23 protein-coding genes and 2 pseudogenes are annotated in these 23,410 nt (G+C 71.8%); 13 read left to right on the top strand and 12 right to left on the bottom strand.

What is annotated here, in order from left to right:
- Positions 1-642 precede the first annotated feature (642 nt).
- On the bottom strand, positions 643-1,014 hold the full coding sequence (locus tag LPA54_RS16550; protein ID WP_228978370.1) for a hypothetical protein: 372 nt from the start codon (positions 1,012-1,014) through the stop codon (positions 643-645).
- Between the two features lie 208 nt (positions 1,015-1,222).
- On the opposite strand from LPA54_RS16550, the gene LPA54_RS16545 reads away from it, so the two are divergent.
- Positions 1,223-1,885, top strand: a complete 663-nt coding sequence (locus LPA54_RS16545; protein WP_228978368.1) for an HNH endonuclease family protein — start codon at positions 1,223-1,225, stop codon at positions 1,883-1,885.
- Between the two features lie 236 nt (positions 1,886-2,121).
- Here LPA54_RS16545 and LPA54_RS42320 read toward each other — a convergent pair whose 3' ends face one another.
- From LPA54_RS42320 to LPA54_RS16535, 3 genes are all read right to left on the bottom strand, one after another.
- Positions 2,122-2,250, bottom strand: a complete 129-nt coding sequence (locus LPA54_RS42320) for a hypothetical protein (RefSeq protein WP_267487229.1) — start codon at positions 2,248-2,250, stop codon at positions 2,122-2,124.
- Positions 2,247-2,819: a hypothetical protein gene (locus tag LPA54_RS16540; protein ID WP_228978367.1), complete on the bottom strand. Its 573-nt coding sequence runs from the start codon at positions 2,817-2,819 to the stop codon at positions 2,247-2,249. Before LPA54_RS16540 ends, LPA54_RS42320 begins: the two co-directional genes overlap by 4 nt.
- A 61-nt stretch (positions 2,820-2,880) precedes the next feature.
- Positions 2,881-3,282, bottom strand: a complete 402-nt coding sequence (locus LPA54_RS16535; RefSeq protein WP_228978365.1) for an ankyrin repeat domain-containing protein — start codon at positions 3,280-3,282, stop codon at positions 2,881-2,883.
- A 473-nt stretch (positions 3,283-3,755) separates the two neighbouring features.
- Between LPA54_RS16535 and LPA54_RS16530 the strand changes: the two genes are divergently transcribed.
- The gene (locus LPA54_RS16530) at positions 3,756-4,178 is read left to right on the top strand and encodes a chaplin family protein (protein WP_228978363.1); all 423 of its coding nucleotides are present in this window, start codon (positions 3,756-3,758) and stop codon (positions 4,176-4,178) included.
- 321 nt (positions 4,179-4,499) lie between these two features.
- Here LPA54_RS16530 and LPA54_RS16525 read toward each other — a convergent pair whose 3' ends face one another.
- Positions 4,500-4,892 carry a hypothetical protein gene (locus LPA54_RS16525; RefSeq protein WP_228978361.1) on the bottom strand — a complete coding sequence of 131 codons (393 nt, stop codon included), beginning with the start codon at positions 4,890-4,892 and terminating at the stop codon, positions 4,500-4,502.
- Positions 4,893-5,162: 270 nt separating this feature from the next.
- On the opposite strand from LPA54_RS16525, the gene LPA54_RS16520 reads away from it, so the two are divergent.
- The 4 genes and pseudogenes from LPA54_RS16520 to LPA54_RS16505 all read left to right on the top strand — a co-directional run bounded on the left by LPA54_RS16520 (position 5,163) and on the right by LPA54_RS16505 (position 7,479).
- Positions 5,163-5,465 (top strand): RNA-binding protein, encoded by a 303-nt coding sequence (locus LPA54_RS16520; RefSeq protein WP_228978358.1) that lies wholly within the window; start codon positions 5,163-5,165, stop codon positions 5,463-5,465.
- 307 nt (positions 5,466-5,772) lie between these two features.
- Positions 5,773-6,327 (top strand): annotated as a pseudogene (locus tag LPA54_RS16515) (XRE family transcriptional regulator).
- Between the two features lie 69 nt (positions 6,328-6,396).
- Positions 6,397-7,020, top strand: coding sequence for an EF-hand domain-containing protein (locus LPA54_RS16510; RefSeq protein WP_267487228.1), 624 nt, complete (start codon positions 6,397-6,399; stop codon positions 7,018-7,020).
- A 237-nt stretch (positions 7,021-7,257) separates the two neighbouring features.
- Positions 7,258-7,479 (top strand): hypothetical protein, encoded by a 222-nt coding sequence (locus LPA54_RS16505; protein ID WP_228978354.1) that lies wholly within the window; start codon positions 7,258-7,260, stop codon positions 7,477-7,479.
- A 758-nt stretch (positions 7,480-8,237) separates the two neighbouring features.
- Here the strand turns inward: LPA54_RS16505 and LPA54_RS43025 are convergent.
- Complete coding sequence (locus LPA54_RS43025) at positions 8,238-8,546, bottom strand: chaplin family protein (protein WP_368857866.1); 309 nt, start codon at positions 8,544-8,546, stop codon at positions 8,238-8,240.
- Positions 8,547-9,394: 848 nt separating this feature from the next.
- Here LPA54_RS43025 and LPA54_RS16500 point away from each other — a divergent pair.
- The gene (locus tag LPA54_RS16500) at positions 9,395-10,192 is read left to right on the top strand and encodes a hypothetical protein (RefSeq protein ID WP_228978353.1); all 798 of its coding nucleotides are present in this window, start codon (positions 9,395-9,397) and stop codon (positions 10,190-10,192) included.
- Here the strand turns inward: LPA54_RS16500 and LPA54_RS16495 are convergent.
- Positions 10,129-10,314 (bottom strand): hypothetical protein, encoded by a 186-nt coding sequence (locus LPA54_RS16495; RefSeq protein WP_228978351.1) that lies wholly within the window; start codon positions 10,312-10,314, stop codon positions 10,129-10,131. The two genes, LPA54_RS16500 and LPA54_RS16495, sit on opposite strands and share 64 nt — an antisense overlap.
- A 529-nt stretch (positions 10,315-10,843) precedes the next feature.
- Here LPA54_RS16495 and LPA54_RS16490 point away from each other — a divergent pair.
- Both LPA54_RS16490 and LPA54_RS16485 read left to right on the top strand, forming a co-directional pair.
- Complete coding sequence (locus tag LPA54_RS16490) at positions 10,844-11,692, top strand: replication-relaxation family protein (protein WP_228978349.1); 849 nt, start codon at positions 10,844-10,846, stop codon at positions 11,690-11,692.
- 81 nt (positions 11,693-11,773) lie between these two features.
- Positions 11,774-12,034, top strand: coding sequence for a hypothetical protein (locus LPA54_RS16485; RefSeq protein ID WP_228978617.1), 261 nt, complete (start codon positions 11,774-11,776; stop codon positions 12,032-12,034).
- Positions 12,035-13,541: 1,507 nt separating this feature from the next.
- Here LPA54_RS16485 and LPA54_RS42870 read toward each other — a convergent pair.
- Positions 13,542-13,763 carry a DUF6233 domain-containing protein gene (locus LPA54_RS42870; RefSeq protein ID WP_308112862.1) on the bottom strand — a complete coding sequence of 74 codons (222 nt, stop codon included), beginning with the start codon at positions 13,761-13,763 and terminating at the stop codon, positions 13,542-13,544.
- Positions 13,764-13,959: 196 nt separating this feature from the next.
- Here LPA54_RS42870 and LPA54_RS16475 point away from each other — a divergent pair, with 196 nt between their 5' ends.
- The 3 genes and pseudogenes from LPA54_RS16475 to LPA54_RS16465 form a co-directional block, all read left to right on the top strand.
- Complete coding sequence (locus LPA54_RS16475) at positions 13,960-14,352, top strand: hypothetical protein (RefSeq protein WP_228978347.1); 393 nt, start codon at positions 13,960-13,962, stop codon at positions 14,350-14,352.
- A 974-nt stretch (positions 14,353-15,326) separates the two neighbouring features.
- Positions 15,327-15,665 carry a hypothetical protein gene (locus tag LPA54_RS16470; RefSeq protein ID WP_228978345.1) on the top strand — a complete coding sequence of 113 codons (339 nt, stop codon included), beginning with the start codon at positions 15,327-15,329 and terminating at the stop codon, positions 15,663-15,665.
- Positions 15,662-16,055: pseudogene (locus LPA54_RS16465) on the top strand (hypothetical protein); the annotation flags it as partial. The gene LPA54_RS16470 and the pseudogene LPA54_RS16465, both read left to right, overlap by 4 nt.
- Positions 16,056-16,214: 159 nt before the next feature.
- On the opposite strand, the gene LPA54_RS16460 reads toward LPA54_RS16465, so the two are convergent.
- Together LPA54_RS16460 and LPA54_RS16455 are read right to left on the bottom strand one after the other, a co-directional pair.
- Positions 16,215-17,477, bottom strand: a complete 1,263-nt coding sequence (locus LPA54_RS16460) for a PQQ-binding-like beta-propeller repeat protein (protein ID WP_228978344.1) — start codon at positions 17,475-17,477, stop codon at positions 16,215-16,217.
- 416 nt (positions 17,478-17,893) lie between these two features.
- Positions 17,894-18,229: a hypothetical protein gene (locus LPA54_RS16455; protein WP_228978342.1), complete on the bottom strand. Its 336-nt coding sequence runs from the start codon at positions 18,227-18,229 to the stop codon at positions 17,894-17,896.
- A 604-nt stretch (positions 18,230-18,833) separates the two neighbouring features.
- On the opposite strand from LPA54_RS16455, the gene LPA54_RS16450 reads away from it, so the two are divergent.
- Positions 18,834-19,604 carry a hypothetical protein gene (locus LPA54_RS16450; RefSeq protein ID WP_228978340.1) on the top strand — a complete coding sequence of 257 codons (771 nt, stop codon included), beginning with the start codon at positions 18,834-18,836 and terminating at the stop codon, positions 19,602-19,604.
- A gap of 29 nt (positions 19,605-19,633) precedes the next feature.
- Here the strand turns inward: LPA54_RS16450 and LPA54_RS16445 are convergent, their stop codons facing one another.
- Complete coding sequence (locus LPA54_RS16445; protein ID WP_228978338.1) at positions 19,634-22,297, bottom strand: DEAD/DEAH box helicase; 2,664 nt, start codon at positions 22,295-22,297, stop codon at positions 19,634-19,636.
- A 48-nt stretch (positions 22,298-22,345) separates the two neighbouring features.
- Positions 22,346-22,558 (bottom strand): hypothetical protein, encoded by a 213-nt coding sequence (locus LPA54_RS16440; protein WP_228978336.1) that lies wholly within the window; start codon positions 22,556-22,558, stop codon positions 22,346-22,348.
- Positions 22,559-23,410 lie beyond the last annotated feature (852 nt).

The raw sequence follows: 23,410 nt of genomic DNA, 5'->3' as shown, positions 1-23,410 counted from the left end.
CAGACGAGTCCTCCGCCGTCTTTCTCCCTCGGCACTCCTTCGATTCACCCAGGAGAGTTACAAGTTGGGTGGCAGGCTGGCGTGAGCCGGCCGGTCAGATGCCCAGAGCAGGGGGCCTATCACGCCGTGATAGGCCCGGCGTCATTGGTGCGGGGAGCTCGTACGCGGCGAGCGGCAGGTCTGGCCGCCACGGCGTCCCCTTCCACGCCGTGGGCCGGCCCGTGTCGCCGCGGTCGGACGCCGCTCGTTGGACCGTCGGCCCGGCTCCGGCTTCCCCGCGCCGGGCGCCCGTGAGCGGGCGTGAATCCTCTCGCAGCGGGTGACGCAACTCCCTCGACAGCGCGTTCGTTGAGCCGGCCTCGCCGGGTCTGCGCTGTCCCGGGGGTGATGCCGGAAGTGGTGCACGGCGACGGAGGCCCGCCATCACCGCGCGGAGGTCGCCCTCGTCGGCGATCTCCAGACCCCAAGGCCGGCTCGGCGATGTGCTGCTCGTCGATGGCCATCTCCCGTGACGACGTCAGCCCGGCCCCCGGGTCCCCCGGCGGCCCTGCGCCGCCTGGACGAGTGCTTCCCGCCCGCAGGGCTTCTCGCCGTCGTTGGGTGGGGGAGCGCACCTGCAGGGCCCCGGTCAGGTGGTTCTGACTATGCGGCTTGGGTGACGTCCAGTGCCGGCGTGGCCGACGGGGCGGTGGCTTGCTTCAGCTCGGTGCGGGCCGCTACACGCTTCTCGGCCTCGACGCTGGCCCAGTAGGGGTGGGCGGCGATGCGGACGGACAGGTTGGTGCACTCCATCCGCAGCCGCTTGACCATCTGCTTCTGCTCTTCCGTCCACCCCGGGCTGGCGTCCCGGCCACCGGTGACCTCCCCGGTGTGGGGATGGGCGGTGCCGGGCCAGCCGGGCATCGGCTCGACGCTCCAGGGCAGCGCGCGGCACAGGGCGGCCAGCTCGGAGGTCGCTTGGTGCAGGCGGGTCTGCGCGGCTCGCAGATCGTCGGGGAAGTCGGAAGCGCCCATACCCCGAACCATACACCTGTTCGATTTATGTTCGCGTAGGGACACGCCGCAGTTCCCCCGACCCCTCCGTACTGCTGCCGGCTCAAGGTGAGCGCGCCGGGGCCCAGGGTGCGGCGTATCGGTTCTGCGGTGAAGCCTGCCGCCCACCCGAGTGAACCCCCCACCAACCGGCCACCCGGCAGGCCCGGACCTCGCTATGCATCGGTGCGTGATCTCCACCTTCCTGCGCGCCGCCATGGCCACCGCGCTCACCGTCCTGCCTCTCACCCTCACCCAGCCGGCCCACGCCGCCGAAACCCTGCCCCTGACGGTCGCCGTGGCGCAGCTGCCGCTGGCCGATGAGGTCCGCGAGGGCTACAACCGTGACCTGTACAAGCACTGGAACACCGGAGCCAACCCCACCGACGGGTGCAGCACCCGCGCCGAGGTCCTCCTCCACGAAGCCGTCACCGCCCCGGCCGTCGGCGCCGGCTGCCGCCTGACCGGCGGCACCTGGCTCAGCTACTACGACGGCAAGGAAGTCCAAGGCCCGTCCGGCCTGGACATCGACCACATGGTGCCCCTCGCCGAAGCCCACGACTCCGGCGCCCACTCCTGGACCGCCAAGCGCCGCGAGGCCTACGCCAACGACCTGGGCGCCGAAGCCTCCCTCGTCGCCGTCACCGCCCAGCAAAACCGGCAGAAGGCCGACCAGGACCCCGCCACCTGGCTGCCTCTCGACACCCAGGTCCACTGCCGCTACACAGCCGAGTGGACCGCCACCAAGCTCCGCTGGGGCCTGACCGCCGACCCGGCCGAACGCGACCAGCTCATCCGCCTCGCAGCCGCCTGCCCGGGCCAGGCCGTGACCTACGAACCCGCACCGCGCTGACGCCTCCTCCTACCTCGGTTGCCGGCTCGACCGCGCCGCCACCTGCTCCGACGGCCTGCGCTGCAGGTGCGGGCAGCCCTGCCGTCACGCAGGTGCTGAAACAGCCGTCCAGCTGTCGACAGGCCGCTGTCTCGACGGAAAGCGCGCCCACGGCCCGCATCGCGCTGCTCGACGGCCCCGGTAACGCCCGCAGCCCGCGGTAGGGGCCCGGAACTGGGCCGGCGCTGCGGTGCCGGCTACCGGGCGGCGATGCCCTGGAAGCCGGATCCGAGCCCGCGCCGCTTGCCGCGTGATGCGGCGCCGGGCCAGGCGGTGAGGGCCGCGACCACCGCCTGGGCCGCCTGCGGTGTCAGGCCGGCGCTCACCTGCCCGGAGGCCAGGACCCGTGCGTACACGCCGGCGCCGTGGACACGGAGAACATCGGCGAGCGCGGCGGCTGCGGTCTCCGCCGGCCCGGCCCCCCAGCCGTCACGTCCCCCTGCTGCGCCTGCCGGGGGAGGGCGCCGCGTCGGCTGAGGAGCACGGCCAGGGCCTGCGCCTCGGGCGCGTCCAGCGTCACGGTGACCAGCGCGGCCCCGAGCTGGTGAACGCGATTCCGGGTCAGGCCGTGAGCGGCGAGTGCCTGGCGCAGCGCCGCGCCCGTTCCGGCCGTCGCCCTGCCACCGCCAGCCCCGCTCGCCCCGGATCCGGCCTGTTTGGCGCGCTCGAAGACGGCGGCCGCCGCAACCGGCACCACGGAGAGGATCTCCGCGCACTCCGGATCGAGCTGGGCCAGTGCACCGGCCAGGACCTCGAGGGCGGCGGCGACGTCCTCCACCGCGTCCGCGCTCCAGCGCGACGGGCCGGCACCCCGGTCCGGCGGCCCGCTCGACGGGCTGCTGCTCGACATCACCGGCTGGAGCGCGGCCCTCAGACCGATCACCCTGATCTTCACCGCGGCACATGAGGCGCCATCGCAGTGACTGCGCGCAGACTCACCTAGACGCGGCACCTTCTCACTTCCCGCGGAAGAGCTCCAGCAGATCCTGCCGGCCGGACGTGCCTGCCACCTCGACGGCTGACGGAGTCCCCGCCTTGGGGTCCGCGCCATGATCCAGCAGGGTCCGAACGATGTCGGTTTCACCCTTGAACACCGCAGCGGTCAGAGGGGTCTGGCCTCGGTCGTTGGTTTGATTCGGGTCCGCCTTCCGCTCCAGAAGCGCGGCCACGGCCTCGCGGTGACCGTGATAGGCGGCCAGCAGGACGAGCGAATCCCCTCGGTCATTGGTCAGGTTTACAGGCACGCCAGCATCCACATATGCGGCGAGCGTGTCGGCATCTCCATGCCGAGCCAGGTCCCTGGCCTTGGAAGCGAGCTGACGAACTTCAGGGTCAAGCTCTTCGGTCGACTCAGTCACGATTAGTGAACCTCCAGGTTCATAGCGTTAAGCCCATCGCCAACCTAGCTGACCATGAACGCGCTGGCAGACATTCGGTTGCGGGGTGCCGGAGACGGACAGGCCACTTGGCGCTGAGACTGATCAAGGCCGGGTGCTGAGGGGCTTCGGCGGACTGGAAGTCGGCGTGGGCCTGGGCGATGGCTTCGGGTGCGCCGGGCGCTCCTCGTGCTCGGCGAGCGCCCGGGAAGGACCGTTTGCGGGAGAGAGCGCCAAGGTGCCCGACGGGTCGTCGCCGACGTGATCGGCGGGTGTCCTTCTTCGCGAGCGCGCTTCACCCACCAACAGGTGAATCCCCACCCGGCGCCTACGGTCGGACGGCCAGGAGGTCGGCCTTGGGGAACATCGGTCCAGCGGTTATCGGTGAGAAGGATCATGGCCAGCCGGGCAAGGGTCGGCGGGTGACCCGCAGGCCCGGTGGTCGTTGCTGGGACATGACCACACGTACGGTACTCGCCGCGTTCACCCTCTCCATCACAGCAGCGGGAACCTCACTGACCGCAGCTACACCGGCCTCTGCCGGAGGCGTCGGTGACTTCCTGTCCCCGGCCTTCGGCACCAACTGCGCCAACCACCACGGCACCCACGCCGAAGGAGCCACCACCCACGGCACCGGAGCGGTCAACGGCAACCTCGCCGGCCTCCCGATCGGCAGCCCCTTCAACCAGTGCGGCGGCGCCGACCTGCCCGACCTGCCCGAAGCCTGCTACACCGCACAGCCGATCACCTCCGCCCTCCCCGCCCTCCCCGCCCTCCCCGCCCTCCCGTCCGCTATCCCCCTCAACATCGACTACGTCAGGGCGTCCTGTGGTGACCCAAAAGCGCTCGCCAGGATCATGGGACAGGCCTCCACCTGACCACCCGCCGATAACGGCCTGGGGGAACAGCGGTACAGCCATTAGCGCTGAGAACGATCATGGTCAGGCCGGGCAAGGCGGGACAAAGTGACCCGCAGGACTGGTGATCGTTGCTGAAAGGAAGCCTCCGATGCCGCCGGCTGAGGCCGGGGTGGCAAGGGCGCTTCCTCCTGATCACCTGCCGCCTCCGCGAGCGCCGCCGTGACGAACCAGGCATGGCCCACGACGAACAGGCTGGGGGCCGCGATGCCGTCGCGGGCAAGCCGCCGCGCAGCGCGGACCTCATCTCGGACTAGGGGCCCTGACCCAACCTGACCGCTGTCAGAGGAGGCCTCCGCGAATGGGAATCGAGTTGGTCAGGGCGCCGCTGAGCATGCCTGAGTTGGCGGGCACGAGCACGCCGAGTGCTGAGTTGCCTTGGCCTAGGACATTGCTGAGGGGGCCGCTCGACCCCAGCAGGTCGGCGCCGCCGCAATGGTTGAGCGGGCTTCCGGCTGGTAGTCCGGCAAGGTTGCCGTTGGCTGCTCCGGTGCCGTGGGTGGTGGTTCCGTCAGCGCGGGTGCCGTGATGGTTGGTGCACGAGGTACCGAACGCGGGCGAAGCGATCGGCAGGACGCCGCCGGCAGCAGCCGGGGAGGCGGTGAGGCCAACTGTGAGGAGGGCGAGGCAGGTAGCGGCGTATGTCTGTTTCACGCAGCCAGTAACGATCTCCATAGCCGTCGGACACGTTGGCGTACGCCGCACTGCGTGATCCCGAAGAGCGGCCCTAGTCCAATCAGATCTGGTGACGGCTGACACAGGGTTTGATGACGCCTCGGGTCCGGTGCGGTCCGCGCCCAGCGCAAGGCCCGCCGCGAGTACGAGAACAGGGTCAGCGCCCTCACACCCTGAGCAAGATCATTTCACCGATAACCGCTGTACCGATGTTCCCCGAGTCCGGAGGTGCGGGGCGCCCCGCACCCGGCCGACGAAGGGACGACTGCCATGAACAAGGCATACGTGGGAGCGCTGCACTATTTGACCACTTCCAGCACCCTGAAGGACCACTTCGCGCAGTACAACCCCACCGAAGCAATCGTCATGACGGATGGGACCACCGGCGCCAGTCGAGGGTTCGGGATGGTCACCTTCGACACCGAGGCGGACCTCGAAGCCGCGATCACAGCACTGAACGACTCCGAACTGGACGGCCGTAAGATCACGGTCAAACGCTCCACCGACGAGCGCCCCCTCGGCACCGGCGTCAGCAGCCGGGCCAGCGGCAGGGGTGGCCGCGGAACCCGCTGACACCCGAGCACACAGCCAAACCCACCGCCCGGCGATGACTACCACACCCCTCAGAACATGATCGTTCTCGCCGAGCGGTCAAACTCACCTGGCAAACGGTCAAGATCGTTTGTCAGAGGTCACCCGCCCCCCGAAGATCGGCGGCGGGCCCCGCCGGGCGGCTAGGCTCCGTGCCAGCCCGTGCCGGTATGGAGCGTGCGGGATAGGCCCCGGTCCCGGGGTGACGGGACCGCAGTACGGCCGGGGCCGCCCCCGCACCCGCTCGACCGCCGGGCCCGCCCGCGCCGGCCTCAGGAGAAGCCGGCCGATGGCCATCGACCCCGCCTTGAACCGGGCCCTGGAAGCCGCGTTCACCCGCCCGATGCCCAAGTCGGCGCCGGCGCAGATGCGCTACCTGGTCCGCCAACACAAGGGCAGCACCAAAGCCGTCGCCCAGCTCCTCGGCGTCTCCCAGCGCACCGTCGAGCGCTACGTCCGCGACTAGATCAAAAAGCCGCGGGCCGACCTCGCCGCACGCATGGCCGCGGAGGTCCGCAAGCGCTGGCAACCACAGGTCCGCGCCAGAGCGCGCAAGGCCGCCGCCACCACCGAGGGCCTGGTGGTCGACATCCGCGCCCGCTTCGGGTTCACCGCCGCCCCGGGCAGCACCGACGACGCCCGCCTACGCCACCTCACCCTCGCCCTGCCCCCGCAGCACGCCGCCCGCCTCCTCGACGCCCAAGCCGCCGGCGCCACCGAAAGCCGGCTCGGCCACCTCGCCGCCGAAGCCCTGGGCGAGGTCTACTTCCGCGACCACGACCGCCGCGCCCACGACCTCCACGTCGAGCTGACCGACATCGAGGACATCCAGTTCGAGCTGTAAAAGCGGGCCCGGCCGGCCAAGGCCAGGACGACGCCCGTCCCGCGCTCGACGGACCCCAAGCGTTGCCCGTTGCCCACATGGCTGTACGGCACACCTTCGAGTGATTGTGCTGAAGTCGCAGGTGCGGCCGGTGGGCTGGCGCTAGCTTCCTCGTCAACCACCAGCAGCACTGCTGACGACGGAAGGGCGACAACCATGAGCATCTACAAGGTGAGGGTTAGTCGATTGTTCGACCGCCTCGACACCAACCGCGACGGCGTCCTCAGCCCGGACGATCTGCGGCCCACCGCCAACGGCCCCTCCCCTGCGCAGGTGCTGGTCACGGGGTTCCTCAAGGCCGGCGACTCCAACACGGACGGCCGGATGACCAGGGACGAGCTGCTGTCGCACGTGGACCGTGCGATCACCGGAAGGTCCGTCGGCACCCTGCCTCCCTACCTCCACGACTTCGCTGACACGGTCTTCCGAGGGATGGACACCGATGGGAATGGCAAGGTCGGCAAGGACGAGTTCGCGCAGTACCTGAAGAGCGGGAACGTCATCGACCCGGGCGCCACGGACGAATTCGCGCACCTCGATCGCGACGGTGACGGGTCCCTCACCCTTGACGACCTTCGCGCCGCGACCCACCACTTCTTCACCGCTCTGAACGACGTACCGCAGCACTGGCTCCACGCTGCCGTCTCCGCCTGACACCCTACGGGCCGCTTGACCACGCAACGGTCCGCACAGCTCGCAATGGCCATCCACGAAGCGCAGCCGCTCCGCGCCGTGCCGGCTCCGACTCTTTCCCGGGCAGGCCGGCATGGTTCCCAGTGCCCGGCGCGTCGAACTGACCGACACTGAGGACAACCACTTCGAGCTGTAGAGCGGGTAGCCGGGCCCGTAGTCCCGGATGCGTTCGACCGGCTTCCAGCGGAGGCTGAAGCCATGGCCGGACACCCGCCTGTGATCGTCTACCCGCCGTCCCCGACAGGGGGCCGGCGGGTGCGCGCGGACGGGGAGATCCTGGGACTCGCGCACAGCCTGGCGGACGTGGTGGAGTTCCTGCGCCGGGCGGGGCTGGAGGTCTCGGAGTACGAGGCGGCGCGCTCCCCGCTGATCGAGTGGAGGGGCGGCGGCCCTTACGTCTGGGTAGCACCGCGCCCGTGAGACCCGGGCCGCCCGGGTCCCCGCCGCGGCAGGCCAAACTCCACCTGGCCGCCCCGGTCACCCGCCGAGCGACCCGGCTGGACCGAACAGCCCGGCCGCAGCCCAAGACGTCGGGTCCGGCGCGGATCCCTACCGCGTGAGGCCGAGCGCGAACGCGCAGCGCCCCCGATCTCCTGTTGGGGAAGGCGGGGGCGCTGCCGTGACGGTCCTGGCGGTGCCGGGTGTCAGGCGTTCACCTCAACTGGGCCGCTCGCTGGGGTTGCAGCCGGGGGGGACCCCCCAGGGTGGGGCAAGCGAAGGCGGGACTATGCACGGCACGGCGTGGGCCTCGGTGACACGCGGGGACGGTGCGGCGGTGGCCGTGGAGACGGCGGGAAGTAGGACACCGCCCGCGGCGATCACCGCGGCCGTGGCCATCCCATAGGCCAGTCGGAGCATGACCTTCTCCTCAATTTCTGCGGAAACGGACCGTCCGGGTCCCCACCGCGGCAGGCCGCACTCCGCCTGGCCGCCCCCGTCACCCGGTCGAAGGACACCCCGGTTGGGCCGAATAGCCTCGTCGCCAGGGCAACCCGGGGGCCCAGGCCGCGTCGGCGGGGGCCGCGTCCTGTGGGCGGGGACGGGACCGCGCCTGCGGCGGTCGGCTCAGGCTCGGTGCCCGCCGGCAGACCCAGACGGTGCCGGGCGGTGGAGGCCGCCGCCGTTGCCGCGGCGAGGACATCCTCCCCCGCGGTAGGGGCATGGCCGGTGAGCGGCCTTCAGCCGCCGGTCAGCTTGCCGCCGGTCAGTATGCCGAGGACGTGTTGCGCGCCTCCGGTGGCGGTCAGGTTTTCCATGCCGACGCCCAGGCCTGTGACTGCGTGGGTGGGCAAGCTATCTGGGCTTACAGGGCCCAAGAGGCCGCTTGGCATCAGATCGGCGCCACCGCATTGGTTGAGCGGGCTTCCGGTTGGCAGCCCGGCGAGGTTGCCGTTGGCTGCTCCGGTGCCGTGGGTGGTGACCCCCTCAGCGTGGGTGCCGTGATGGTTGGTGCAGCCAGTTCCCGAAGGCCGGCGACAGGAAGTCACCGATGCCTCCTGCGGACGCTGGTGCAGCTGCGGTCAGAGAGGTTATCGCTGCTGCGACGGAGAGAGTGAACACGGTGAGAGCCGTACGCATGGTCATGTCCCAGCAACGACCATCAAGTGCCCGGGTCACCCACCTCGGCCTTTACTCGGCTGGCCATGATCGTTCTCAGCGCTCATGGCTATGCTCCCCGAGGCGGAGCGCATGGCCACGTCACTCCGCCGTGGCCTCCTCCGCCGCCCAGTCCAGTCCGAGGCCGGCCAGGACGGCGAGCTTGTCCGCACCCAGCCGGGGATCTTCAGGAGCTGCGGGCCCGCGGGGGCTCGGTGCATCCGGCACCGGAACCGGCCCTGGCCGGGCGGGTCCTCGGGAGTGGCGGCGCGCGCGAGTCGTAGCCGTTCCGGCCCGGCGTCGGGCGGTCCCGGGGGCGCCGGGGGCGGAGCGCCCGCAGTCGACCGAGGGTGTGCCCTTCCTCCTGTCCGGGGGAGAGAGACCGCCGCTGTGCTGCCGGGAGGCGTGTCTGTGGGGGCCGCTCCGCGTCCCGGGCACGGCCGCTCTCCGGCCTTCTTGCCCAGGGCTGGAACGGTGCTCCGCGCCGCCGCCGCGCCGCCGGTCGCGTGCACCGCTCCGCGTCGTCCTCTCGTCGGTCCGCGATGCCGGTCGGTGTGTGTCTCAACGGACCCTTCCGGGCAGCGTCGGGCGTGAGCGCGTGGCCGGGATATGTCCTTCGCCGCCTGCAGCGTGCTTCGGCGATCCGGGGACCGGGCCGTGTACGCCACACGGGTGATCGTTCCGAGAATGGCTGCGGCGGTCGGACCGTACGGCAAGCCCGCTGCCCATGATCGCCACCATGGTCATCACGATCGTCGTCGCCATCCTCGCCTTGGTCCTGGGAGTGGTGGGGCACTGGGTGCTCCGCAGTCGCATCGAAGCGACCGAGACACCGTCGCTGACCGTGCGGGATTTCGTCCTGCCGCTGCAAACGCTGACCGTGTTCGTCCTGGCCTTCGTCCTCGTCACCGCCTCGACCTCGAACGGCAAGGCCGATGAGGCGGCACGCAACGAAGCCGGCGTGGTGGACCACATGTTCGAGGTGGCCGACTACGCCCCTGCCGCCCAGCGCCGGCGCCTCCAGGGCGATGTCGTCTGCTACGCCCGAGCCGTACGGGCCTATGAGTGGCCGGCCATGGCCGACGGACACGGCGCGAGCGAGCCCAGCAGATGGACCACCGACTTCCGCGCCGGCCTGAAGCAGATGGGCTCCGACGCGCCGGCCTTCGGGATGCTGGTCGCCGCCGACAAGGAACGCTCCGCCGCGCGCCAGACCCGTATCGCCGAGTCCACCCCGGCCATCCCGAACGCGGTGTACTGGCTGATGCTCGCCGCGCTCGCCTTCCTCATCGTCACCCTCGCGCTGTGCCTGCCCCGCCAGAACACCGCCCTGGTCACCGGCGGCCTGGTGGTCCTGACCGCACTGCTGACCACGGTCCTGCTGGTCATCAGGGACGTTGAGCGGCCCTTCACCGGCGCCATCCACATCGCTCCCACGGCCATCAGCACCGTCGAGAGCGACATCACCGAGGACTACACCGCCGCGTACGGCACCGGTCGCCTGCCCTGCACCGACGACGGCACCCGCAAAGCGTGACCGGCCTTCAGCGCGGCCTTCTCTGCCTCGCTGCCCTGCTCCTGCCAGACCAGCTCCACGTAGTCGGCGGCCCGCCGGATCTGCTCCGGGGCGAGCTGGGGCTTCGGCGACGTTGTTCCCATGACGGCTCGTTGCTGTTCGCTGGCCGGATGCCTGGTGCGTCCGGCCGGTCGCCCTACGGTGCGCGCCCGGCCCTGTGGGCAGAATCCGCGCTCCGGGACGCGGTGCGGGCGTGACTCCGGTCACGGACAAACTAGGACTGCAAGGGGTGGTCAAGGAGGAGTCGGGCGCTTGTTGTCGGTGGCCGTCAGACCGCGGTCAAGGGGTGCTTCCTCACGGTGGCTTCGGCCCGTGCGCAGATCCGCGCGCGGGCCGGACGACCGCTGACCCGGCCGCGTGCGGCCGGAGAAACCCGAGGACGCGATGACCACCGCACCCGACCCGCACACCCCGCCGGCTCCGGCGGACACCGCTGCGACGGCAAGCCCCGCTCCGAGCCCTGCGACAAGCCCCGCTCCCAGCCCCGCAGCCTCCAGCCGTCGTCTGACGGTTGTTGCTGATCAGACCCCCGATTCGCCGGCCCCGGCCGGTTGCAACTCCTCTTCTCCAAGTACTGATGTACCTGGAGAAGCGTCCCGGCCCCGGAAGGCCGTGGCGACGAAGGCGGGCGCGGACCTCTGTGGCGAGGTCCTGCTCACCCTCGCCCGGCTGCGCCTGGCCACACCGCGCCAGCTGAAGGCGCTGCTGCTGCCGCACCAGCAGGACACCGATCATGTCCGCCGCGCGCTGCGCAATCTGCTCGCTGAATCCCCGGCCCTGGTCGGCCGGACCCACCGTGCCCAGCAGAGCTACTGGTACTGCACCCCGGCGGGCCTTGCCGAAGCCGCCGCCTCCGGTGAGCTCGCGTCGCCGGTCGGCCGCACGACGGGCAAGCGCATCGCGGCCAGCAAGACGGGCCTTCGGGAGCACGGCCTCGCCTTGGTCGAGACCGTCATCGCCTTCCACCAGGCGGAGGTGGCCGATCACGCCGACTGGCGGGTGGAAGTCGCCCACCCCACTCCGGCCGGGAGCCTGGTGCCCGACGGCGTGGTGCTCCTGGCCAACGGCTCCAGCGCGTTCGTGGAGATCGACCGCACCATGTCCTACGCTGGCCTGCTCGCCAAGCTGGAGCGTTACGACGCCTACCGCAACGCCCCTGCGTCCGGGCGCGGCAACGCCGCCCGCCCCCCGCGCAACCACTGGCAGGAGACCTACGCCGGTCCGTCACTGGAGCGGCCCTTCCCGCTGCTGCTGTTCGTCTTCGCCCCGGCCAAGCGCCGCGCGGCCGCGGAAACGAGGGAGGCCGCCTTCCACGACCGCGCCCGGCCGATCTGGCGGATCACCGTGGCGACGACGACCCTTCACCGGCTCACCCATGACGGGGCCGACCGGCCGGTGTGGCGGATCGTCGGCCGCGGTGAGGACCGGCGGGTGCTGACCGCAGCGCCCAGCCCGCGGTGAGCACAGTGGGCCCGGCCTCCACCCAGGCCGGGCCCGCCGGGCTCTCCCCCGGTTGTCGGTAGCGGCTGGAAAGCTGATCGGATATACGGTGGCGAGCAGCTGCTGAACGGCCGCGTCTACGGCGCGGAGCACGACGACCCCCACCCCGGCCCGCTCCCGCACCGGACCTACGCCGAACTGGTCGGCGGCCCGCTGGACGGTCTGCTGGTGGACATCCACGAGTGGCAAACCGAGGAAGTCGACGACGGCGTCGCCCTGGCCACCGAGCTCTCCCGGTGGCCCGGCGGCCGCACCCTGTACGACCCGCGCCCCGGCGAACCCCGTACGCCCGCCCCGGGATGAGCTGCCGCTTCTAGCCTGGGCCGCTGTCCCGCCCGCTCGGCGCTGTGCGCCTGTCCATCGGCCGTCCCGCCGCCGCCGCGTCGCCCGGGCCGCCACCGTCTCCGCGTCCTGCTGTGGCGCTCCCGCCGCCATGCCGCTTCCGCCCGCGCCGCCGCCAGGCCGCTGCAGCCGCCCGGCCGCGGCGCCGCCGTCCGCCCCCGCTGCGGCGCCGCCGGGCCGCCGGGGCGCCGTCGCGGCCTCATGCCGGCCGCTGTGTGGCTGGCGCCCGTCCCGTCCCGACTTTGCTGCGGCCGGTCGGTGACAGTCGTGGCGCTGCCGCAGGCCCCGGCTTCGCAAGCCCCCGCCGCACTGCCGCCGTCCCGGGGCCCCGCCGTGCCGCCGCCGCTTTCCCGCCGGGCACCCCGCCTAGCGGCCACCGGCTAGCGGCGCGTCGCCCGGTGCCGGTGTCGTTGCGTGGCTGGGTCCGACGTTGTCCGCTGCCCGGCTTTCCCCGGGCCCGCCGCGCTCGCGCGTTGTCCGGCCGCCGCGCCGCGCCGTCGCTGCTCCCGGCCGGTCTTGGCTGCCGCCGTGTCGTGGCCGCTGCCCGCTCGCGGTGTCGCCCGCTTCCGCTCGCCTGCACCGTTCCCTGATGTCCCGCCACCGGCTTTCCGGCAGCCACCCGACGCGGCCCGGCCGACCTGACGCGGCCCTGATGCGGTTCCGCGGCAGAGTCCCGCCGTGCGCCGCCGGACGGCTGTGGGTCGGCCCTGAACGGCGCTTCCAGGGGCTGTTGAGAAGAGGCTGAAGATGCGGGGTGTCGTTCAGAGACTGCGGATGGCCTCGACCAGGTCGGGTCCGTAGGAGGCCCAGCAGATCACCGTGCCGTCATCATCGAGCTGCCCCATGAACCACTCACCGTCGTCTTCCACGAGGCACAACTCGTGGAACGCAAGAACACTTCCGGCCGGAGCGGCTCGTAATCGCCCTGACCGGCTGCCTCGAGGACTACGAGTCGATCGGAGGAGAGCGGGACGGCGCTTGGGTCTCCGGAGAGAGCGCGCACGCGCTCGATGGTCCACCCGGCGGGGAGTCCTGAGTTCACCGGTGCATGGTCCCAGCAGAGCGCCCGTCACAGCCACTTAAGGGCTGTGATTAGCACGGTCGCCTCGTAGCGGACGGCGAGCCGCACTGCCGCCGCCTGATGCTGCCGCCCCTCGGCCGCTGCCGCTCTTGCCCCGCCACCGCTGTCTACCGGCGCCGTGCCGCTGTGCTGTCACTGCGCCATCGGCCTGCCGGTCCGGCCCGTGCAAGCCATCCACCGCCCCTGGGTGCCGCCGCCCGGTTCCCAGCCGCGCCAGGCGGCGCCGTCTGCCTACCCGCCTGCGCGGCAGCCTGCCTGGTCCCCGTCGCGCCGGCCGTGCGCCGTCCCGCCGCGTGGCTGCTGCGCTCCGGCCCGCGCCGCCGCCGTCCCGCCACTGCTCCGCCGTTCCGCTGCCCCGCCGCTGCTCTCCTTCGGTTCGGGCGGGCTCTACCCGGCGTCCAGGACGCCGAGTTCGGTGTCCGGCCGACACACCGGACACGCCGGCACCCCTTCCGCCAGCGCCCGGCGCGCCGCGTCCTCCGTCGCCCCGGGGGCCTTCCGGCCCATGCCGCAGGTGCCGAGGTGCACCGCGGTCGGCGTGCAGCCGGCGCCCGTTGCGCTGCTGCTCCGCTGCCTCGCCGTGCCGACCGCACGCCGCCCGTCTGCCACGTGCCGTCGTCCTGCCGTCCCGCTTCCCACCACGCGGCTGCTGCGCCCCGGCCGTGCCTCCTGCCCGCTCGCCGCGCGTCGTCGGGCAGCCGCTATCCCGTCGCCGTGGCCGCCCCGCCGCCCCGTCGCGCCGACCGTGCGCCGTCCAACGGAACGAGACCGTGCCACCCGCGACCACCGACCCGGCGAGGCCCCGATGAGCAGTACACACCTGGTCCTCCACGATCCTGAAGGGCACCTCGAAGCGGAACTCCCCCTCGACCGGGAGCTCCACAACGCTCTGGTCAAAGACGTCCTCGGATGGACCGGCAACCCCGGCCTGCCGCCTGCGGACCTCCACCAGATCGTCCTGCTGCTCACCGACACCGCCCGCGCCGTCGCCGCCGACGTCCGCCGTGCCGCCAATCTGCTGCCCGAAGACCACTCAGCGCCCTCGCCGACGTCGTCCTCGAGGAAGCCAACCGCCGCCTGTCCGTTGGGCGCTGCGCCCGTCCGCGCGGCGGTCGCTGTCTCGCCGTCCGGTCTCCCGACGCTGCTGCGGCCGGCCGGGTCACCGCCGTGGTGCTGCCGCGAGCCCCGGGTTTCGTAAGCCTCCGCCGCCTGCGCCGCCCCGGGACCCCGCCGTGTGGCCGGGGTCCCGGTGTCCCATCGTCACCTCCTTCGGCCGGGCGCCGCCGGTCCGCCGCCTGGGCCGCTGTCCCGCCTGCTCGGCGCTGTGCGCCTGTCCGTCGGCCGTCCCGCCGCCGCGTCGCCCGGGCCACCACCGTCTCCGCGTCCTGCTGTGGCGCCCCGCCGCTATGCCGCTGCCGCCCGCGCCGCTGCTTGGCGCTGTCCACCGCCCTGCCGCCGTCCCGCCGCGGTGCCGGCCGCCGCCTGCCCGTCGCCGCGCCGCAGCGGCGCCCGCCGCGCCCGGCGTGCCGGCATCCCGGCGTGCCGCCCCGCGGCGCCGCCGTCCCCCACGACGCCGTGCTGCCGCGGCGCTGCCACGGCCTCACGTCGGCCGTGGCCGTCCCTCCGCGGCGGCTCCGTCCCGCCGCGGCGCCGTCCTTGCTGTTGGCGCCCCCGCTGCTGTTCTGCCGCTGCCGGGCCGCCGCGCCGGCACCCTGCCGCTGCCCGTGCCTCGGCCGTGCCACTGGCGCCGCGCCGTCACGGTCCCGTTGCCATGCTGCTGGCGCCCGTCCCGCGGCGCCGCCGGGCCGTTGCGGGCGCTCACCGCTGTGCCGCCCGCCGTTCGGCCCTCCGGTCCGCCGCCCGTGCCGCCGTCGCGCCGTCCCGCTGTCCCTGCGTCCCACCGTCGCTTCCCTCGGCCGCGCGCCGCCGGTCCGCCGCCCGTGCCGCCGTCCCGCCCGCTCGGCGCTGTCCTCCGGGGCGGGGGAGGTCGGCTGCGAGAGGTGGGCGAGCAGCATGGCGCTGTAGGCGGCGCGCCCGCGCCCTGTGGTGGCGGTGGTGTCGGCGATGCGCAGCAGGTAGCTGGCGACGTCGCGGACCCCGGCGAACCAGCCGTCCTCGAACCGCGACTCGGACCCGTGCGGGGGGGGGGGGGGGGGGCTCGGAGATCCAGGTGTGGGCGCCGGCTACCGCCCCGGCCTCCAGCTTCGCCACGATGTCGTCGGCCTGCTCGTGTCCGATCCCGGCGGCGGCCAGGGCCTGGAAGACCGTGAACCGCGCCGCCGTGGCCTCGTGCTGGTGGTGGCTGATGCGGGCCAGTTCGTGGCCGTACGCGTCGGCGTCGTGCTGCTCAGTGCTCACGGGGTGCCTCCCTTGTCTGCTCGGGTGCGGTTGGCGACCCAGTCCGGATCGCGCACGGGCGCCGGCGCTTGGGTCTCGGCGGCCGGGGCGCGGATGATGCGCCAGCTGGTGCGCGGCGCGGTGACGGCGTGGACCAGGACGACAACGGCCTGACGGCCAGCACCGCCCCGGACCCACGCCCCGGTGAAGCGGACCTGATCGGCCGCCCAGTTCTCGGTGTCTCCCAGCGCACCGTGGAGCGCTACGTCCGCGACCAGATCAAACGCCCCCCGCCCCGACCTCGCGGCGCGCATGGTCGCGCCAGGTCCGCAAGCGCTGGCACCCGCAGGTCCGGGCCAGGGCCCGCGAGGCCGCCACCACCCCCGAGGGCCTGGTGGTCGATGTCCGAGCCCGGTTCGGGCTCACCGCCGCCTCGGGCGGCACCGGGACGCACGCCTCCGCCACCTCACCCTCGCCCTGCCCCCGCAGCACGCCGCCCGCCTCCTCGACGCCCAAGCCGCCGGCGCCACCGAAACCCGACTCCGCCGGCTCTCCGCCGAAGCCGTGGGAAACGAGACGGAGACAGATGAGCAGCATGGCGGGCCTGCCCCACCGCGGCGCCTGAAGCCCGCGGCTTTCACTACCGGCGGAAGGCCGGCTGCCCCGAGCCGGTGGGTTCGGGGCAGCCGGCCGGGAACGGGGCCGGGCGTGGGTGGTGAGGGATCAGCGCCGCAGCTTGAAGTGGGCTTGGACGCTGCCGAGGTCGCCCACCTTGAAGGTGACGTGGGGGATGTCGGTGGGCTTGGTGCCCGCGGGGACGGCGACTTCGGTCCAGACGCGCTCGGTCTGGCCGGGGGCGAGGCCGAGTTCCACGTTGGGGCAGGTGGCGGACCGTCCGTCGCTGGCGACGGCGCACGAGTGCTTGTGTACGGAGCCGCTGCGGTCGACGTACACCTCGCGGTGGGCCGGGAACTTCAGGTTCGGGCTCAGGGTGAGGGTGATCGTCTGCTTGCCGATGGTCGCGGTGCCGGTGTTCTTGATGTCGATGGCGGGCTTGGCGGTCCCGCCGATCTTGCCCTGGACGTTGGCGACCTTGGTGAGCTGTGCCTTCGGCGTGGCCTGCACCACGTTGAGGACCTTGTTGACCTTTGCCTGATTCCAGCTGGTGGTGTAGGCGTTGCCCTGGTGGTCCAGGGTCATGCCGAATGCGTCGCCCAGGCTCTTGGCGGCGTGGCGCTGCGAGCCGTTGCGGGGGTCGATCTCGTAGAGGTTGCCCGCGCGGGTGGAGACCACCACGGTGCCGGCGTCGGTCATCTCCAGGTCGGTCGCGTCCCCGAGGTCCTTGGCCAGTTGGCGGACGGCTCCGTTGTCGAGACGGATCTCGTGCAGTGTGCCGCCGGTGGTGGAGACGTAGGCGTGGTTGCCGCCCAGCGCCAGTCCGACCGGGAGGCGCAGGTCCTGAGCGACCTTGACGGCGTAGCCGTTGTCGAGGGTGACCTTCCAGAGGTTTCCGTGCCAGTCGGTGGTGTAGGCGTGCCCTTGGTGGTCGAGTGCGACCTTGAGCCCGTCGCCGAGCTTCTGGTTGATCACCCTCCGGGCCCCGTTGGTGACGTCGATCTGGTACAGCTTCCCGCCCCGGGTGATGACGTAGGCGTGACCCTGTCCGTCCACGGCGACACCGGGAGCGTCTCCCAGGCTGCTGGCCAGTTCCGTCCTGGCGCCGGTGGCCAGGTCGAATTGGTACAGGTAGCCGTGCGTCGTGGTCACGTACGCCTTGCCGCTGCCGTCGAGCGCGATGTCAGTGGGGGCGGTGGTGTTCCGGATCACCTCGACGCAGGAGGCGGGGGTCGCGGCGCAGTCGACGACACCCGCGGCGGATGCGGCAGGCGGATGCGCCATCAGGGCGCCCACCGCTATGGCCAGGGCGGCGACGACGGACGCGGCCGGACGGACGGCGCCGGCACGCGGAGAACGGGTGGGGAACATGTCAGGTGACTCCTAACCTGGGCTGTCCCCGAGGTCAGGCGGCTGGCTGTCCTGTCCCCGGGGAACACCGTACTTGTCGCCTGCCTTCTTCCGCCCGGGGCACCCCACCACGTCCCACGGCCCGTGGGCCTGGCCGCAGTGGCCACCCGGCGCTGCTCCGCGTCCAGGTGGTGTCCGGTGTCCTTGTCAGGGTGGAACTCGTGGGCCGGGGGGGGGGCTTGGCGAGCAGTCCGCGGAGGCATCCTCGTGGGGGTCCGTCGCGGGGCCAGGCGGGAAGGTCCGTCGGCGCCGGGCCGGGGACGAGGAGCACGCCATGTCCCGCGCACACTCGTACGGTCCGCCGCACCGCACGGCTCCGTCGCCCGCCGCCCCGCCCGCCCAAGCAGAAGACCCGGCCGCTCGCCCAACTGTGACGCTCAGCCCTCCCCGCCATCCAAGGTGGAGACCACGTCCACCCCGAGATCTTCGCGGAGGACACTTGGCAGGCCGAGGTTGCCGCACTGGTTGGCCGGGCTGCCGATGGGTGCTGCGGCCAGTAGGGCGTTGACGGCTCCTGGGCCGGAGGCGGTGGCGCCGCTGGCAATGGGTGCACCGATGTTCGTGCAGGCGTTGCTGATTGCCGCGTTGCCGAAGCCGATGACGGTGGTGGCTGACGCGGGGGCTGCTCCTGCGGCCACCAGGGCGGCGGAACCGGCTGTCACGGCCAGTGCCCGCGCCATGCGCTGCGAGAGGACCAGTGTGGGAAGGCTCATGCTCGGGCTAACGACCACTCCAGCGCCGGGATGCGACGCGCCTAGGAAGACAGGAGCCGACAACCCGACCCGTAGTGCACCAGCCGCCCGGTGGTGGCCGACCACCACCAGCCCGGGGCGAAACGACGGCCAGATCGCAGGGGAAACGGGCGTACCGGACCGCATTCCTCCAGAGGGACGACACGAGCGGCTTCGCCCCACGGCATCCGTTGTTCTCCACCGTATGGATCCAGGAACCGGGCGCTGTATCGCCAGGGATCAGCGACCACCGGGTGCGCACAGGAGCCTTGCTGCCACATGCACCCTCAACCGATGAGCATCCCATCAGGTAATGGCCACACGGCATGCGCCGTGCGCGTACCGGACCTGGCTCTGTAGTCGTACCGCGCGATGAGCACCCGCCTGCCCGCCGTCTCGCCGCGCCGTTGCGGGGAGCGAGTCGAGCACAGTGATGTCGGGCCGGGCGTGCGTAAGCGTGGTTCGCTGCTGCCCAGCCCACGCCAGCTGGGACCATCGCCGAGCCGCCGTTCGCGTGCCGATCAGGCCTGCCGCGTCCTCTTCCGGCCCCGTTCGAGTGTCAGTGGCCGGCTCTACTGTGCCGGTCATGACACCGCCCGGGTTCAAGTTCGCGTACCTGCAGCCGCTGTTTGCCGATGTGGAGAGTCTGCGTGGCGAGGGTGCGTACCGGCAGCTTCCGGCAGCGCAACCCTCGAGCAGTCTGGCCGCGGACGACGCGCCGTTGGGCACCTACTCGGCGTCGACGTTGATCCGGGCGTCGTTCACGGCGGGGGTGGCGCATGCGGACGCGCTGCGCAGGATCGTGTTGCACGGGGAGGTGGACCCCACCAGTCCTTGGACGCTGATGCGTGGCGCCCTGGAGAACTTCGCTACGGCGGCCTGGCTGCTGGGAGGCAACGACCGCACCGAGCGTCGGCGCCGGAGCCTGCGGCTGTGGCGCGAGGATATGCGAAACCGCGCTCAGCACGAGGAGGACACCCACCATGTGCCGGGACCTGGCGGCAAGACGGGGCGGGAGCGCGTCCAGGAGATCGAGGGCCTAGCCGTGTCGCTGGGCATCCACGACAGACTCGCCAAGCCGGAAGCTGGAAAGCTGATAGCGGAGGCCGCCGCCGGTATGGGCCTGAAGCCCCGGCAGGTTACCGCTGCCTGGCGAGCCGCGTCAGGGTTCGCCCACGGCCGCTACTGGCCCAACCTTCGCGCCTCCCTGGCGCGCGACGTTGTACGAGGTGGCCCCGATCACTACCTGATGGCGCTGGTCATCGATGAGGACCAGCACCGGCCGCTGACCGACCACACCCACGCTCTCCTCCGGCATGTCCAGCATCGGTACACGGCCAGAGCCACGGCCCCGTGACGCACCCATCGGCGCCCCGCGCCGGGGCTCTATGCCCACTTCATGCCGAGTTCCCGGAGGGCGTCCTGCTGCTCCGTCGTGAGTTTGTCGCGGCGGCTCTTGGTGTTGGAGATCCAGATGCCGAGTTTGATGGTCACTGGTTCGTCTTGGCCGTCGACCACGATCTTCTCGGCGTGGGTGCGTGGTACGGGCCGATCACCTTCGCGCTCGATCCACTGCGCCAGGGCCGTCAGGCCGCGTTGGAATGCCTGCTGTGCCTTGCCCGTGCCCTTCGTCGCACGCCTGGCTGCCGGGGCGGGGTGGGGCGTCTCCAGCGGCTTGATGCCCAGCTTGGTCAGCCGTTTCTGCTGTTCGGTTGACAGCTGCGCCCAGGTGCCCGGGTGCTTCTGCCGCTGGAGCCACTTGCCCAGATCATCGCCCTCGAACAGCACGCCGGGTTCGATGGCCGGCAGGCTGCCGTCGGCGTCGACCAGGTCCGCGAGGTGGCGGTAGTGGCGCTGCCAGTCCAGGGGCCAGGGGCAGTTCCAGTCCTCATCGATCGCGGCCAGCTGCTTCGCGCGCACGGCGGCCCGCTCTGCGTCCTTGCCCAGGCCGCCCTTGCGGCGCAGGTTGGCCATGTGCTGGCCGACCGGGACCATTGCCTCGCCTTCGCCCCAGACCGCGTCCTGCCGCGGCGCGAGGTGTCCCGTGGCCTGCCGGTAGGAGCGCAGCGCAGCGAGCTTGTTTTCCCATGCTTCCTCGCCGGGCTCCCAGACCATCCCGGCTTCCGGGGCGTCGAGCAGCGTCTTGCGCCGTTCCTCCAGTTCCCCGGCCCGCAGGGCCTTGCGCTGCTGGTGGACCCATCGGCCGAGCGGAAACGCCTTGGTCGCCCCGACTTCGACCTCGACGTCGTAGGGGACGGCGTAGAGGCCGGTGATCTCGTTCTCTTTCCGCCACCGGAGGAGGGCTTGGTAGCCCTCCAGCCAGACCAGGGACTCCGGCCGGTACACCCGCGTACGGAGGAACGCGGCGATGGTCGCCGGGTCGCGCGGGCTGGAGAAGTGCAGCAGGGCCGCTTCGGCGGCGGCCTGGGTGCCGTCGTCCTCCTGGTCCTCGCCGCCGCCCGCGCCGCCGGCCCCGACGATCCGTCCGTCCTCGTCGCGGCGCAGGTGCACCTTGCGCTTGCCGCTCGTGAGCGCCCGGGAAGCGAGCTGTTCGACCAGGCGCTCATCGTGGCTGCGCAGGCCCTGGAGTACGGCGACGAGCGGCTTGAAGCTGGCGGAGGCGACCATGTCGGTGGGGTCCTCGTCGGGCTCCAGGAAGACCGGCACGATGATCCTGGCGACCTTTGTGCTGCCGTCCTTGTTGAGGCGGAGCGCGCGGCCGATGTTCTGCACGATCTCGACCTGGGAGCCGCGGGTGTCGGCGAAGCAGATGGAGTCGACTCCCCGTTCGCCGGTGATGTCGACGCCTTCCCCGAGCACGCGAACGCTGGCGAGGAACGCGCGGTGGACCCGGCGCCCGGCCGCGTCGATGCCGCCTGCGAACTGGCGCAGCACTTCGCGGCGTTCGGACACGAGGTGGTCGCCGCACAGCCACGCCGACCACACCCGGTCCGGGGGTACGTGGCGGCCGGCCTCCAGCTCGTAGAACTCGGCGTCGATGGAGGACTTCGGGAGCTTGTCGGCGGCGGCCAGGTCCTCGTCGGTGGCGTCGTTGACGTACAGCTCGGCCGCGGTCTCGGGCAGCTTCTCCGCGAACGCGCGGGCCTCTTCGACCTTCTGGTGGAAGGTCATGACGGTGCGCAGGTTGTACGCGGCGGCGTGCTCCAGGAGCGCGGTCTGCAGCAGCGCCAGGCGCCGGCCGCGCCGGGCCTCCTCCGACTCCCCGTGAACGGGGGAGGGGTCGCGGATCTCCAGCACGTCGATCTCGAACCCGGCAAGGATTTCGCGCTCGATCGCCTCGCTCAGGCCAAGCTCCGCGAGCCACCTGCCGTAGGTGCCCTCCGGGTCGTCGGCCATGGTCGCGAGCTCCACCTCCTGGCCGCCGGAGCCCTTCTGCGGCCGGGGAGAGGCGAGGATGCGCGGGGTCGCGGTCAGGTAGAGCCGGAAGTCGGCCGGGATGCGGGCGTTGTCGTGGATCGCCGCCCACGGACGACCAAGATCACCGGCGGTTCCGTGGGCTTCGTCCACGATGGCGAGGTCGAAGCCGTCCATGCGCTGGCCGTAGAGCCGCTTCCCGCCTGCCAGAGCGGCCTTCAGCGGCCCGCGGACCTTCCGGCGGCCCGTCGGGTCGTCTGGGTCCTCGCGGTCCACCAGGGAGGCGTACGTGGCGAACACGACGATCGGCCCGTGCCCGGCCCACAGGGCGAGCTGGATCGGGTTCGTGGTGGTGCGCACCCCCAGCGAGTTCAGGACGGGGTCGTTCTCCAGGGAGCACACCGCGACCATCGGGGCCCGGTGGCCCACCGCCCGCCACGCCTGGGCGGTCTGGGCGAGCAGGTCCAGGGTCGGCACGGTCACGAGGATCCGGCCGTCCGCGAAGCTCTCCAGCGCGCACGCGGCGGCCATGATCGTCTTGCCCGACCCGGTCGCTGACACGATCGTGCCCCGGGCACCCTGCGGGGGCACAGATGACTTTGCAGGAAATCCCACCCACTTACGAAACGCGGAGCGCTGATCTACCTGGTGTTTCCTGAGTGAGATGTCCTGCATTTTCGGACTCCCTTTCCGGGACGGGCTTCAGGTTGCCGGGGCGTGAGGTTATTTCGAGGGTGTGCCGATGTCGTCGAGTCCTCTGAGCCCCCACGCGTCCAGTCCGGCGTAGATGGTGGCTGTCTGGCAGCGCGGTGATTCCATGACTTCGGCTTCGCCGCGGTAGACGGCGATCAGAGAGTCGGTGCCGCGCCACCAGGTGTCCGCAAGGCCGGCGACCTCTGGCACGACCTCGAACCCGTCCAGCTCAAGCTCGTCCACGGCAGCGCCTGTCAGCGTCGTGGTCGTACGCGCACACCGACGGGCGTGATCCGCCAACGCCAAGGCCTCCACCCACCCCTCGACACTCGCATGCAAGGGCACCCACTTCCCGGCCTCGAGCCCGAACTCCCCGCTCGGCCCCACCACGAACGCATAGGGAAGAGCCGTACGCTGCGCCCCGGCCTCGAAGAGCCAGTCAGGGGCCGGCCCTTTGGGAACGCCCCCGCGGAACGCCCGAGGGCCCCGTCGTAGTGAGGAGATGGGGGAAGGGCCAGGCCACCCCAGACAGCTTCGAAGGCCGCCACCCGGTCGATCTGCTCCTCAGGAGTGCCGTGCCCTCTCCAGAGAGCCCTGGACTGCTCGACATCACCGCGACCAGTCCAGTAGCCGTGGCACCCAATAAAGTACTGTGCTCTACGGGTAAGCCTCTCGGGGATTCCCTCATCGATTGACATCTCAACCCCTACCTACTTTTCGCCAATCCTACATGCTGCATCATCCTGAGCCCACGCGCTACATTGGAACCTACACATACGAACACCCCCACCCTCGCAGCCAGCCCGGCCCGCGCCAGCGGGCCTCAACGGTCCTGGAGGCGCAGCCGGAAGGACCGTTGAACGGAGGAGCGCAGCGGACCCGGTTCCAACCGGGCCGAAGCGAAGCGGAGGCCTACTAAGCCAGGAGCAGCGCGCACCGGTCCGGGAGCGCAGTGGACGGACCGTCACCTCCGAAGCACAGCGCAGGAGGTGCGTGGCCCGCGCAGCGGGCCACCAGCGCTCCTGCGGAGCGGGAGCGCAACCACCGCGCGCAGCGCGGTGGTTCGCTCGCACATCGCGCAGCGATGTGGTACCC

Source organism: Streptomyces sp. DH12, from assembly GCF_020873895.1.
GTDB lineage: Bacteria > Actinomycetota > Actinomycetes > Streptomycetales > Streptomycetaceae > Streptomyces.
Note: the sequence above shows the minus strand (reverse complement) of the source record. Positions and strands in the feature narration are given on the sequence as shown.